The sequence below is a fragment of the Mesobacillus sp. genome, assembly GCF_047739415.1.
Lineage (GTDB): Bacteria > Bacillota > Bacilli > Bacillales > Cytobacillaceae > Mesobacillus.
Genome location: NZ_JBIQOE010000210.1, coordinates 42,402 through 55,674 on the forward strand (window position 1 = coordinate 42,402; position 13,273 = coordinate 55,674).

The window sequence follows — 13,273 nt, forward strand, 5'->3', positions numbered from 1 at the left end:
TGTTTATGGACTATGTAAAACAAAAACACCAGAGCAAATTGCTGCTGGTGTTTTTGTTTTGGAGGAGGGAGTACATATTTTACCTTGAGAAATGTACAGCTCCAGCGCTTGTCGGGGCTGACCAAGGTGCTTTCGCTTTTCTGGTTTACCAACCGCGGCTGGCACCGCCTCCTCCGGAGGAGCCGCCGCCACCTCCACGCGGGCCGCCGCCACCGCCACCTCTCGATATGATCGATAACAACAGGTAGGTAAGGGTGCCGCCGAAGAACATAAAATCGAGGACCACGACGCCGATTACGATGATAATGACCAGCCAGGATGGTATGGGCGAGTCCTGTTGCTGCTGCACATCACGCGGAGCACTCCCGAATTCATTTGCACCTGAGACTTCGTTGGCAAGCGCTTGGTACGTATTCATGACAGCAAGGTTTGGCTGATTATTTTGCAAATGTGGAATCGCATATTCATCAAGGATTCTCCCAGCTTTGCCGTCGGGGATAATTCCCTCAAGGCCATAGCCTACTTCGATCCTGATTTTCTTTTCTTGCATCGCTATTACGAGCAGCACGCCATTATCGTTTTCTTCCGTCCCAAGACCAAATTTGCGGTACGCTTCGACGGAATATTCTTCTATACTTGACTCACCGATCGAGTCCACGGTAAGGACGGCAATCTGTGAGGTAGTCTGATCGTCAATCGATCTGCCGATGTTTTTTAATTGTATTTTTTCGTTCTCGGTTAAAACATTTGCGAAGTCCTGGACATAAATATCACCAACGGGGGCAGGTATCTCATTTGGTGCCGCGATTGCCCCGGCTGGAAGCAGCAATAGCAGGATGCCAAGTATTGCTGCCAGGCCGGAAAGCCTCTTCTGACTCATCGTCAGCCTCCAAAATCAACCTCAGGGGCTTCCTGTGCCTGAGGGTCCGCCTGGAAGTATTCCTTCTCATCAAAACCTGTGATGTTAGCAATAATGGCACCTGGAAATTGCTTTACTTTCCTATTATAAACCGATACCTGATCATTATAATCCTTCCTTGCCACAGCCAATCTGTTCTCAGTTCCTGCAAGTTCATCCATCAGTTGAGTGAACTGCCTGTCCGCTTTCAGGTTTGGATAATTCTCAACTACCACAAGCAAGCGGCTTAACGCGCTGGACAACTCGGCATTAGCAGTTGCCTGTTCTTCAGGTGTATTTGCCCCTGCTAGCCTTGCGCGTGCATCAGAAATGGATTGTATGACTTCTTTTTCATGAGCTGCATACCCCTTGACTGAATTAACAAGGTTAGGGATCAAGTCGAGCCTTCTCTGAAGCTGGTTCTCTACCTGGGCATAGGCATTATTGACATTCTCTTCTTCGGCAACGAAGTTATTGTAGCTGCCGACTCCCATCATGATGAAAATTCCTAAAATCACTAACAAGCCGATAACAATTCCTAAACCTTTTTTCATTCTAGCCACTCCTAATTCATCGTTGTATGTTGATGCCCGTATTTTTCCCTCAATTGAGAGGGTTTTAAACTTAGTGCAGAGCACATTCTCTTGCTGGCATTGTTTTAGAAAATAAGGATGACAAATGCTGCTGAAAGACTTTCACTAGTTTTTCTTATAAAATTGAGGGAAATACTGATAAAAACAACAAATTCAGATATACTCTAGTTATGGATTAGTCGTTTAAGGTAAAGGAATGAAATTTTATGAACAATGAGAGAGAAAAATCTTTAAAGTTATTTATTGTATTGTCCCGTGCATACAGAGCTGTCAATGAAAAGGTGAACAAGGTCATCCAGAAAAATGGACTCAACCCGACTGAATTTGCTGTCCTTGAGCTTCTCTACCACAAAGGGGAACAGCCATTGCAGCAAATCGGGGGTAAGATTCTGCTGGCAAGCGGCAGTATTACCTATGTAGTCGATAAACTTGAAGAAAAGGGTTACTTAAATAGAGTAGCCTGCCCGAAAGACCGCAGGGTAACATATGCGAAAATTTCTGATGAGGGAAGAAAATTGATAGAAGAAATTTTTCCAGAACACAGTGCATTGATCCATGAGCTTATGGATAGCCTGAATGATGATGAAAAAGATTCAGCAATTGAATTGTTAAAAAAGCTGGGCCTTTCTGTAAGCAAATATTAAAAACGGCAAAAGCCGTTTTTTTTTATTGTTTTTTTTCGGAAAAGTTGACGAAAAGAACAAGTGATTAAAAGGAAAATAGGGAATATCCGTAGAATAGGATAAGGATGGGGATACACATAAATCCCTTATAAAGATAAAGGGGGCAATACCATGAAATTTGAGCAATATACATATACGCGCCCGAATTTGGATGAGGTCACTGCCAAATTCGATAAACTGCTTGAACAATTCAAAAATGCTGGATCTGTTGAGGAGCAAAGCATAGCAATGAATGGAATCAACGATTTGCGTAATGATGTTGGCACCCTGTTCAACCTTTGCTATATTCGCCATTCAATCGATACTGAGGATGAATACTATAAGCAGGAGCAGGATTTCCTTGATGAACTGGCACCACAGGTAGAGGGTTTGGTAACAAAATATTATGAAGCACTTGTTTCATCTACTTACCGAGATGAGCTTGAAGCAAAATGGGGTCGTCAGCTATTCGCTCTGGCTGAAGCTCAATTAAAACAGTTTTCACCAGAAATAGTACCATTGATGCAGAAGGAAAATAAGCTTTCAACTGAATATACAAAGCTTGTGGCTTCAGCAAAGATCATGTTTGAAGGCGAAGAGCGTACACTTGCGCAGCTTGATCCTTTTACCGAGTCTAAAGATCGTGAAACAAGAAAGAAAGCAAGTGAAGCCAAATTCGCATTCTTCTCTGAGCACGGAGAAGAATTTGACCGCATTTATGATGAACTTGTAAAAGTTAGAACTGAAATGGCCCACAAGCTTGGCTACGGCAACTTTGTAGAGTTGGCTTATTACCGGATGTTCCGTACTGACTATGACAGCAGCATGGTAGCTGCGTTCAGGGACCAGGTCCATAAATACATTGTACCGGTTGCGTCGAAGCTTAAGGAACGTCAGAAGAACCGAATCGGTGTCGACGAGTTAAAATACTATGATGAGCCATTTGACTTCAAAACTGGTAATGCAGTACCAAAAGGAAGTCCTGAGTGGATCATTGAAAACGGTCAGAAAATGTATGATGAGCTATCTTCTGAGACAGGAGAATTTTTCGGATACATGAACGAGAACAATCTGATGGACCTGGTGGCGAAGAAAGGTAAAGCTGGCGGTGGTTATTGCACTTACATTGAGAATTATAAGTCACCATTCATATTCTCGAATTTTAACGGAACTTCAGGTGATATTGATGTCCTGACACATGAAGCAGGTCATGCCTTCCAGGTATATTCAAGCCGACATTTTGAAATTCCGGAATATAACTGGCCAACTTATGAGGCTTGTGAAATCCACTCGATGAGCATGGAATTCTTCACATGGCCATGGATGGAGCTATTCTTCAAAGAGGATACCGATAAATATAAATTCTCACACCTAAGCAGCGCCTTGCTATTCCTGCCATACGGAGTTTCTGTTGACGAATTCCAGCACTGGGTCTATGAAAATCCTGAGGCTACACCTACAGAAAGAAAGCAGCAATGGCGAGAAATTGAGAAGAAGTACCTCCCGCATAAAGATTATGATGGAAATACTTATTTAGAAGAAGGCGGATTCTGGCAGCGACAAGGACATATCTATAATTCACCTTTCTACTACATCGATTACACGCTTGCACAAATTTGTGCATTCCAATTTTGGAAGCGTTCAAGAGAAAATCAAGAAGAGGCATGGAAGGATTATGCTGACCTTTGTAAGCTGGGAGGAAGTATGGCTTTCACTGAACTTGTCAAGGAAGCAAACCTTATTTCCCCATTTGAAGAAGGCTGTGTTGAGTCGGTCATTGGCGAAATCGAGAGCTGGCTTGATTCAGTTGACGACAGCAAGCTGTAAAATAGGAAAAGCGAAGCTCTTGGGCTTCGCTACGACTGCAGACATACTGATGAAAATCAGTTTGTCTGCAGTTTTTTATTTGGATTTTAATTTTCATTGGTTGTAGATTCGGTACCATTCGTCAGGAACGGTACCCTTATGGAGGTGAAAAAGCTTGCATAAGGGTACGATTGGGCTTGAACGGTATCCTTATGGAGATGAAAAAGCTTGCATAAGGGTACGATTTGGTTTGAATGGTACCCTTATAGAGGTGAAAAAGCTTGCATAAGGGTACGATTCGTCAGGAACGCTACCCTTATAGAGGTGTTAAAGCTTGTATAAGGGTACGATTCGTCAGGAACGGTACCCTTATGAGTGTGGAAATCCTTGTATAAGGGTATCTTTCAAATTTAAATCTTAATAAAAGCCCGCATCAACATGCGGGCTTCATCATTTTTAGTTGCGTTCTTTTTTCACCTGTCTGAAGAAAAATACTTCATAAATAACAGGAATCAAAATCAATGTCAAAAGGGTAGATGAGGTTAGTCCGCCAATGACAGTTACTGCCAGCCCCTTTGAAATCAGGGTACCGGATGAAGTGGTAAATGCCAGTGGGATCAATGCAGCGATCGTTGCAAAGGCTGTCATCAGGATTGGGCGGAGCCTTGTGATTCCTGCTTCAATAAGCGCCTCGCGGATAGGCATACCTTTCTCCGCGCGGTTCTGGCCAATTCGGTCGACCATGACAATCGCATTTGTCGTAACAATTCCAATCAGCATCAGCAGTCCAATCATTACGCTGACTGACATGGGTTCATCGGCAATCCATAGTCCAAGCAGGGAGCCGATTGGGACGAAGATCAAGGAGGACAGGATAATAAATGGAATCCTCGCTTGACCGAATGTAATCAGCATTGTCAAATAGACAAGTCCGATGGCCACAACCATTGCAATTCCAAGCTGAGTGAATGTTTCAACTGTCTCATCACTGCCGCCTCCGCCTTCAAGGGATACACCATCAGGCAGCTCAATGTCACTTTGGACACCCTTGATAACGGCATTCGATACGGCTCTAATATCATTTGAATCAATTTGTGCAGAAACTCGGGCGAATATTTTGCCATCTAATTTCTGGATTGAAGTGAATGCTTCCGTTTCAGTGATATTGGCGATTTCGGTGATTGGAACAGGTCCTTGTTGTGTGAAAATCACCGTATTTTTTAGGTCCTGTATTGTTTCGGACTTTTCATCATAGGTTATGGAAACACGTCGTTCTTCACCGCCTAGCTTCATAACTCCAGCGTCAACGGGCTTTGTTTTATCAGTGATTGTACCAAGAATTTGGAATCCTGAAATCCCTAATTGTGCAGATTTTTCAGGGTCGATATCAACAATAATTTGCTTTTGTTTATCAGAAAAATTGTTCGAAACATATTTTAAGTCTTCCTGTTTCAACATGTATTCTTCTACCCTGGCAGCCGCGTCCTGCAAGACAGCCAGATCAGTAGAGTACAAGTCAATGTTGACATTATTATTGGATGGCGGACCGCCTGTGGATTGTTCTTGGATACCGATTTTGGCATCTGGCTCGATTGATAGAATGATGTCCTCCATTTCTTTTTCAAGCTCAGGTATAAACTCGGAAACACTTACACCATCTCCAAGGCTGATAAAATAGTTCGCCTGGTTTTGGCGTTTGAGACCGGTCTGGAAATCGCGGCTGCCTATTCCGACAGTTACATCATTAATTTCTTTTTGCTCTGCGAACATGTTCTCGACCTTCAAGGAGACTTCATTTGTTTTTTCAAGTGAAGTAGAAGAGGGCAGCTGGAAAGTAGCGACTAGCAGCTTTTGCTCTTCATTAGGAATGAAGGTGAAACCAAGGCCTTTGACAAGGAATCCTGAACCCGCAAGCAAGGCAATGGAAAGGAAGATGACAAGTGCCTTATGGTTCAGGGACCATTTGATCGAAGATGCATATGCTCTTTGCAGCGCACCTTCCTTTTCTTCCTTTGGCACCTTCTTGAAAGAGAATTTTGCCAGGATTGGAACGATCGTGACGGCTACAATTAATGATGCCAGCAAAGAAAATACAATCGTTAGAGCAAAAGGAAGGAAGAATTCCCCGGTAATTCCCCCGACAAGTCCTAATGGCAAAAATACAACAACCGTGGTTATGGTTGATGATGTGATCGCCTTCAGGATTTCCTTAGTGGAATTCTGAATCAAATCATCCGTCATGGCTTTATTCGTTTTCCGGACTCTTCGGAAAATATTCTCAATAACAACGATACTATCATCCACCACCCGGCCAACAGCTACAGCCATACCGCCTAATGTCATGATGTTCAATGATATATCAAGCTGGTTCAAAAAGATCGACGAAATCAATAGCGAAAGCGGAATCGATACAATCGCAATAATCGTCGCCCTGAAGTTTCTAAGGAAGATCAATACAGCGATTGAAGCGAACAGTGCTCCTAGCAAACCTTCCTTTACCAGGGTATTTACCGACTTTTCAATTCCTTCCGCGGAATCGAAACCAATCGCGTATTCAAGCCGGTCGTCATAGCTTTTAACAACCGCAAGAACCTTCTCTGCAACTTCAACCGTATTGGCATCCTGCTTTTTCGTGATCGCCATCGATAAAGATTCTTTTTCATTGTAGCGGGTGATTTCAGGCTTTTCGGTTACAACCTCAATCGAGGCTATATCCTCTAGTTTAACTGGCGGTGCATTCGGTGCGAATTTCGACTGAATTACCAGGTTTTTGAGTTCATTGATTTCTTCAATTTTTTCCTGGACCCTTACAGGAATCTGGATTTCGTTTTCATTCAAGTTGCCAGCAGGAAAGCTGAATTTCTTGGAATTGATTGTTTCTTTAATCTCATTCAAGCTAAGGGCAAGCTGGGAAGCCTTTTCCTGATCTACGGTAATTTGGAGGATGTCCTCAGTCATACCGCCAACTGAAACACTGTTTATTCCCTGGATTTTATTCAGCTCGGGAATGACTTCTTCGTTCACAAGCTGTTCCAGGTCCTGATCACCTTTTGCAAAAAGAGAGATATTGAAAATAGGGAATGTGCCGAAAGAGAATCGATTTACATTCGTCTCTACATTTTCAGGAAGTCCTGCCTCCTTAATGAAGGAATTGACCTGCTGTTCAGCATCGTCCAGTTCAGTATCAAAAGGGAATTCCAGATTGATGATTGCGATGCTTTCAAATGAAGAACTCTGGATTTTCTTGAGTCCATCAATTCCCTTGAATTTGGTTTCTAGCTTCTCTGTCACCTGTTCATTGATATCCTGAGGAGATGCCCCTGGATAGATGACTTCTACAGAAAGCTGCGGGAATTCGATATTCGGCAGTAAATCTACCTTCAGGCGGGTGAAGGAATAAAGGCCTCCGAGTATCAATAAAAAGGAAATGATAAAAACAGCAAAAGCATTTTTAAGACTGAATCTTGTTAAAAACCCCATTAGGTTTACCTCATTTCTATAAAAAAGTTATGATTTTATTCTATATGTCTTCTATGTACATTTCATTTTTAAACTGTAAAAATTTAAAATAGATTTTTCGCATTGATTGTTGCTTTGCGGACAAAGCCTTAACCGGCAATGGGGCTCTTTTTTAAAATCCTGTTGTACTGGGAATACATAGATAGGTTGTGCAAGCAATAAAGGTGAAAAGGCATAAAAAAGAAGGCCGGATTCACTCCGAACCTTCCAAGTTATTATTTTCGCTTAATGATAATTCCCTCATTTTCGATTACTGCTTTCAATTCAACTGCATCCGGGTCTTCAAGGATGAAGTCCGCGATGGAATCCTCAAGCTGTTCCTGAATGGAACGGCGTAGAGGACGGGCGCCAAATGCAGGGTGGTATCCGAGTTCAGCAAGCTTTTCCTTAACTTCAGCTTCCACCTCAAGGCTGATATTCTGCTCTGAAAGTGTATTCTTCAGTTCAGCAAGCATCAAGTCGACAATTTGAAGAAGGTGTTCTTTTTCAAGTGCCTTGAACTCGATTATGCTGTCAAAGCGGTTCAGGAATTCTGGCTTGAAGAAGCCTCCCAGGGAATCAAGGATACTTGATTCGTTGACAGCTGTATTTTGGTCGAATCCTACTTTGATTGTTTTGTGTCCGACTCCTGCATTGCTTGTCATGATGATGACAGTGTCCTTGAAGCTTACAGTGCGACCTTGGCTGTCAGTCAGTCGGCCATCCTCAAGGATTTGCAGGAACATGTGCTGGACATCTGGATGTGCTTTCTCGATTTCATCCAACAGAATGATGCTATATGGGTTGCGGCGAACCTTTTCGGTCAGCTGTCCTGCTTCATCATGGCCTACATAGCCTGGTGGTGAACCAATCAGCTTGGAAACACTGTGCTTTTCCATATATTCACTCATGTCAAGACGAATCATTGCGTCTTTAGAGCCAAACAGTTCTTCTGCCAGTGTCTTGGTCAGTTCCGTTTTACCGACTCCAGTTGGACCAACAAATAGGAAAGATCCAATTGGACGGTTCTTTGATTTCAGACCAGCACGGCTGCGGCGGATTGCTTTCGCTACTTTCTGCACAGCTTCCTCCTGGCCAATTACTTTGCCATTAAGGTTTATAACAAGGTTCTTCATCCTTGCTTGTTCGTCCTCCTGAAGTTTGCCAACAGGAATTCCAGTCTTCTTCTCGATGATTTCCTGGATATGCTGGACTGTTACAACAGGGCGTACTGCATTGCCATTGTCATTTAATGCTTTTTCCAGCTTTGCTTCCTCGTCTCGAAGCTTTGCAGCAGTTTCATAGTCTTCCTGCTTCAATGCCTCTTCCTTTTTCTTTGCGATTTCAGCAAGGCGGCTTTCGGCATCATTTTTATCTGTGTAGTCAGATACGAGGTTAAGCTTCGAACCAGCTTCATCCATTAAATCGATTGCTTTATCAGGAAGGAAGCGATCCTGGATATAACGATGTGATAGCTGTACACACGCCTTGATCGTTGCTTCCGAAAAAGAAACCTGATGGAAATCTTCGTATTTGGATTGAATTCCTTTCAGTATTTCGACAGCCTCATCAACTGTTGGCTCCAGGACATGTACAGGCTGGAAGCGTCTCTCAAGTGCCGCATCCTTTTCAATTTGACGGTATTCCTTCAGAGTTGTTGCACCGACTATTTGAAGCTCTCCGCGGGCAAGTGCTGGCTTCAGGATATTGCCTGCATCCATCGATCCTTCGGCAGACCCTGCACCAACAAGCTGGTGGATTTCATCAATGAAAAGAATGATATTTTTACGAGCCTGTAATTCAGAAATAAGCTGTTTCATTCTCTCCTCAAATTGCCCGCGAATTCCTGTATTGGAGACCATAGAGGCAACATCTAAAAGATAAACTTCCTTGTTCTTCAGCTTGTCTGGGACAGCCCCTTCAACAATCTTAAGAGCTAGTCCTTCAGCAATGGCTGTTTTACCCACGCCAGGTTCACCAATTAGTACAGGGTTATTTTTATTCCTTCTATTTAAAATCTCGATAACTCGTTTTACTTCTTCATCTCGTCCAATTACCGGATCAATCAAGCCTGTCTTTGCTATTTGGGTCAGATTTCTTCCATATTGATCGATAAAGCCATTTCCTCCGCCAGCTGTTTTCGTAGCAGCAGCGGACGGGTTGTGGTTAGGGTTTTGATTATTCATATTGCCTGAAAACTGTTTGAACATATCGTTAAAAGGCGAGCCTCCAAAGCCGGAAAATCCGGACATCGGGCTGCCAAAGGAAGCACCTAATTTCTCTTTTTCTGTTTGGTAGCAATCGTCGCAGAGCATTAAATGCTTCTGGTTACCGTTTAAATTTACTCTCAACTGGATATTTGCGTGTTTTTCTTGGCAATTATGGCAAAGCATTTAAATTCCTCCTTCAATAAAGGTCATTTCTATTTACATTAATCAAAGTTTATTTTTTGACTTTGACTATCTTTGATCAATTTAAAACTATTATACTTTGACCTTATTTGACTTTCAAGAAATTTGTTTGAGGTAATTTTTAGAAAATCACTCCGTTAAAATCCTTTTTAAAAAAGCTCGTCATGGTTTGTCTATCCTTACATATATTGAAAAGGAGGGAGGGGAACGCTTTGAAGACAAATTGGGGTGCTGCCTTTCAAATCGCTGCTGTTTATGTCGGTACTGTTGTTGGCGCCGGCTTTGCGACAGGGAGGGAAATCGTCGAATTCTTTTCCCGCTTTGGACTTTTTGGATTGATTGGTGTTTTCATGGCGGGATATATTCTTACATATATGGGTGCAAAATTAATGCGCATCGCAGCAGCAATAGGTGCCCGTTCATATGAAGAAATGAATGTACATTTATTTGGTAAGTTTTTTGGCAGAATCATTAATATCATGATGTTGTTTATGCTTCTTGGAGTATGTGCTGTCATGCTGTCAGGTGCAGGGGCAGTTTTTGAGGAGCAGCTTGGCTTGACCAAATCGCTTGGAATCTTTGTCACGATTGCATTGTCACTTGCCGTTATGGTAGTTGGGTTGAAGGGCATTTTTGCTGTTAATACTTTTGTTGTACCGATGATGATCTTGTTCAGTCTGATTTTATTTTTCCTGTCAGTCAAGTTGCCTGGATTCATAGAGCAGGTCGTGTTTATTCCATATGCAGAGGATGGATGGAAGGCTGTAATCGGGCCATTTTCTTACACAGCCCTGAACCTGTCCCTTGCCCAGGCAGTGCTGGTTCCTGTTGCAGCAGAAATGAAAGACGATAATACTGTGAAATGGGGAGGGATCCTCGGCGGGATTGCGTTGACTTTAATCCTGCTTTCAAGCCATTTGACCTTAATCATGCTCCCTGGGTTCGAAACATTTGAGATTCCGATGGCTGTTGTTATGAAACAACTTGCTGCAGGTCTCTACTGGATTTTTGTCTTGATTGTATATGGAGAAATTTTTACTTCGGTTATCGGCAATATTTTTGGACTGGAAAGGCAGATACAAAAATACATCAAGATGCCAAGCCTTATCGTTGTTTCACTGCTCTTCTTAATTTGTTATTTCATCAGCTTGATCGATTACGGAACACTTCTTTCAATCCTTTACCCAGTTTTCGGCTATATCAGTTTAATCTTTATAGTGTTGTTATGGATGAAACCAGTTAAAGTGAATAAATGAAAAAAGAAGGGGAACAGCCCCTTCTTTTTTTGGCTCTGTTTAATAGAATCAACAAAGAACTTAACAGAGTCTTCTTATTATTTATTCTCTTTCATGATCGTCTTGGCCATTTCCAGGAATGCGTTGCGGTGGTCAGCATCTTTTGTGAATAGAGTCAGCTTTAAAGGTTGTTCCTGATTTTTAATTAAATAAGTAGTGACGATGTCTGATCCACTTTTGGTTTCCATCGACCAGGCATTGTTGAAGAATGGATCTTCAGGTGTTTGTGCTTCTTTTACCTCAGGACCAACAGCGGCTAGTTGTGCTTTTGAGTTTTCTTCTACTAAAGCCCACTCTGCGTCAGCTGGAAGCAATTCTATCCTCATGAACACACTGTCGTCTTTACTCCACATCAGCACATCTTTGTTAGGTTCCTCTGCTGACAATTCATATTCTGGCAAAACATACATAGAGTAGTTTTGATTATCATTGTATTTCAAAAAAGCAGTTTCTTCCTTTTGTTCGCCATTCACTGTATAGGCAATGTTTTGCTCCATTATTCGGATTAAGCCCTCTTCATTACCTTTATCCTGGTCTGTTGTCTTTTGGTCTTCTTCATTTTTTTCTGGCGCAGCAGCTGGCTGGGCTGCAGGTGTCTTGTTTGTTGACTCCGATTCTTCTGGAGAACCGCAGCCTGCAATGATTAATGCTGATAATCCGATAATTGCAAAAGACTTTGCTAATTTGTTCATGTCTGATTGCCCCCTGTTATTTCGTTTGGTGATTTCTACATTTTTAGACGGAATATAATAACGAAAGTTACAATACCTATCGCATTTACAAAAATATCATGGACAGGCAGATTGGACAATAATAAAAATGACCCATAAGCCAATGATTGACATGGGTCATTTTAAGGGTAAAAGCTTAGCTTAGAGGAATGAAAACAAATAACAATAAATCAAAGACGATGTGAGAGACGATTACAAGTGGCATGCTCCGTTTCCATGCATATAAAATACTCCACGCCAGTCCAGCGATTATTGCGGCCAGTACAAGAATGAACTCCCCGGAATAGAGATGGACAGAAGCGTACAATAATACTGAAAGACCAATCGACATTTTCATACTAAAGTATTTACTGAGTCGCTTCTGGATAAAGCCTCGCCAAAAGATTTCTTCACCTGGGGCCAGAATTAACACTAAGACAAGATAATGCCAGAATAAGTCGGGTGAGAATCTGCTGTAGAGTCGTGAAACTTGATTGGCGAAAGGAAGATTAAGTACCTCCATCAGGAAGCTTCCAAGCCAAAATAGACCAAATAAACCGAGGCCCGAGGCAATTCCTAGAGTTAAGTATGAAAGCGTTGAGGCATTGTCCTCGATTTCTTCATGTATGATGGAATAACTGATCAGAACCAGCATTGAAGCTGTGAATATATACCAGAATACGTCTTTATCTTCAAAGGTAAAAAATAGCAGTAGATGCGCGATCAAAATACCGAGAATTAATCTGCGATCCGCCATCCAATTCTTCATTTTTCATAAAACCCCTTTCCAGAAACAAAATTTATTGTACCAAATAATTCATTAAATTTGTAAGGAAATGATTTCTTCCAGTTGGGGAATAGTAATATTGAAGAAAAATCTGAATGGAGGGAAGAACATGTCAGAATCAAAGCGCGAGAAAGAGCGTAATTGGACTGTGCGCAAGCAGGATCAGCACCCGCATGGAAAGGTAAAATCCTTTAAGGAACTTGCTGGCAAGGAAAATAAAGAATAAATAAGAAAAAGCAGCTCAGGCTGCTTTTTTCTTCTGGAATCTCATATATTAATAGGCTGTTTCTTTTACAATTTTATAGTTTTTATGATTGATGACAGTGCGTTGATCGAGCTCTAAATCCCGGAAATTGTTCATATATGTTAAATCAACAATAACCGAATTTTCATTGACCTTTTCTACAACACCTTGCAATCCTTCTTTGAATTCGATTACATTTCCAACATCGGCTTTCTTCAAATAAAATCGCTCCTTCGTTATATTTCGAATTACTAACATTTTGCCTTAATTTTCTCCTAGCGTAAAGGAAAATCCGTATTAAATTTTAAATGTTCACGGAATTTTCATTTTATAAAAATTAGATAATTCAATATATATGATTTATTATAT

General features: G+C 41.7%; 11 protein-coding genes. 4 read left to right on the top strand and 7 right to left on the bottom strand.

Going from position 1 to position 13,273, the window contains the following annotated elements:
* Nucleotides 1-145: 145 nt before the first annotated feature.
* Both ACH0QE_RS16785 and ACH0QE_RS16790 read right to left on the bottom strand, forming a co-directional pair.
* Nucleotides 146-880 carry a TPM domain-containing protein gene (locus ACH0QE_RS16785; protein ID WP_415801718.1) on the bottom strand — a complete coding sequence of 245 codons (735 nt, stop codon included), beginning with the start codon at nt 878-880 and terminating at the stop codon, nt 146-148.
* Between the two features lie 2 nt (nt 881-882).
* Nucleotides 883-1,452: a LemA family protein gene (locus tag ACH0QE_RS16790; protein ID WP_415801719.1), complete on the bottom strand. Its 570-nt coding sequence runs from the start codon at nt 1,450-1,452 to the stop codon at nt 883-885.
* 245 nt (nt 1,453-1,697) lie between these two features.
* On the opposite strand from ACH0QE_RS16790, the gene ACH0QE_RS16795 reads away from it, so the two are divergent.
* Both ACH0QE_RS16795 and ACH0QE_RS16800 read left to right on the top strand, forming a co-directional pair.
* Nucleotides 1,698-2,135, top strand: a complete 438-nt coding sequence (locus ACH0QE_RS16795; protein WP_415801720.1) for a MarR family winged helix-turn-helix transcriptional regulator — start codon at nt 1,698-1,700, stop codon at nt 2,133-2,135.
* A 150-nt stretch (nt 2,136-2,285) separates the two neighbouring features.
* The gene (locus tag ACH0QE_RS16800) at nt 2,286-3,980 is read left to right on the top strand and encodes a M3 family oligoendopeptidase (protein WP_415801721.1); all 1,695 of its coding nucleotides are present in this window, start codon (nt 2,286-2,288) and stop codon (nt 3,978-3,980) included.
* 435 nt (nt 3,981-4,415) lie between these two features.
* Here ACH0QE_RS16800 and ACH0QE_RS16805 read toward each other — a convergent pair whose 3' ends face one another.
* Nucleotides 4,416-7,439: an efflux RND transporter permease subunit gene (locus ACH0QE_RS16805; RefSeq protein ID WP_415801722.1), complete on the bottom strand. Its 3,024-nt coding sequence runs from the start codon at nt 7,437-7,439 to the stop codon at nt 4,416-4,418.
* A 254-nt stretch (nt 7,440-7,693) separates the two neighbouring features.
* Entirely contained in the window at nt 7,694-9,850 is a 2,157-nt protein-coding gene (locus ACH0QE_RS16810; RefSeq protein ID WP_415801723.1) for an ATP-dependent Clp protease ATP-binding subunit, read from the bottom strand.
* A gap of 230 nt (nt 9,851-10,080) precedes the next feature.
* Here ACH0QE_RS16810 and ACH0QE_RS16815 point away from each other — a divergent pair, with 230 nt between their 5' ends.
* Nucleotides 10,081-11,124, top strand: coding sequence for a YkvI family membrane protein (locus ACH0QE_RS16815; protein WP_415801724.1), 1,044 nt, complete (start codon nt 10,081-10,083; stop codon nt 11,122-11,124).
* 77 nt (nt 11,125-11,201) lie between these two features.
* Here the strand turns inward: ACH0QE_RS16815 and ACH0QE_RS16820 are convergent, their stop codons facing one another.
* Nucleotides 11,202-11,855, bottom strand: coding sequence for a hypothetical protein (locus ACH0QE_RS16820; RefSeq protein ID WP_415801725.1), 654 nt, complete (start codon nt 11,853-11,855; stop codon nt 11,202-11,204).
* 175 nt (nt 11,856-12,030) lie between these two features.
* Entirely contained in the window at nt 12,031-12,642 is a 612-nt protein-coding gene (locus ACH0QE_RS16825) for a CPBP family intramembrane glutamic endopeptidase (protein ID WP_415801727.1), read from the bottom strand.
* Nucleotides 12,643-12,769: 127 nt separating this feature from the next.
* Between ACH0QE_RS16825 and ACH0QE_RS16830 the strand changes: the two genes are divergently transcribed.
* Entirely contained in the window at nt 12,770-12,886 is a 117-nt protein-coding gene (locus ACH0QE_RS16830) for a DUF6254 family protein (RefSeq protein WP_286183592.1), read from the top strand.
* A gap of 48 nt (nt 12,887-12,934) precedes the next feature.
* On the opposite strand, the gene ACH0QE_RS16835 is transcribed toward ACH0QE_RS16830, so the two are convergent.
* Nucleotides 12,935-13,123 (bottom strand): YkvS family protein, encoded by a 189-nt coding sequence (locus tag ACH0QE_RS16835; RefSeq protein ID WP_102262010.1) that lies wholly within the window; start codon nt 13,121-13,123, stop codon nt 12,935-12,937.
* Nucleotides 13,124-13,273 lie beyond the last annotated feature (150 nt).